Annotated in this window: 1 protein-coding gene; it reads left to right on the top strand. The window is 32.2% G+C overall.

The genetic code is table 11. The features are described 5' to 3' along the window. Positions 1–124 precede the first annotated feature (124 nt). A partial coding sequence (locus C1G53_RS12970) for a metalloregulator ArsR/SmtB family transcription factor (protein WP_105118869.1) occupies positions 125–320 on the top strand: 196 nt, incomplete at its 3' end.

Genomic DNA, 320 nt, shown 5'->3' with positions numbered 1-320 from the left:
AAGAGTGGTCTGTTTTTTTTGAAATCTATTTAGAAAATAATCGAAATAGTTCTTGACAAACAATAAAAACAGAGTATAATTCTATTTAGAAATATTTCTAAATAGATGGACAAGGAGGCTTATTATGGGATTGTCTGAAACCTTGAAGGCAATTTCTGCTCCTATTCGTAGGCAAATTCTAGATAGTCTTAAGTCGGGGCCGAAGTCTGCTGGGGAAATTGTAGAACAATTTCAATTAACAGGAGCAACAGTTTCTCATCATTTATCCACTTTGAAAAAAGCTGGATTAATTTTGGAGGAAAAGCAGAAAAATTTTATTT

This window comes from Streptococcus suis (genome assembly GCF_002960445.1).
GTDB classification, from domain to species: Bacteria; Bacillota; Bacilli; order Lactobacillales; family Streptococcaceae; genus Streptococcus; species Streptococcus hyiners.
Note: the sequence above shows the minus strand (reverse complement) of the source record. Positions and strands in the feature narration are given on the sequence as shown.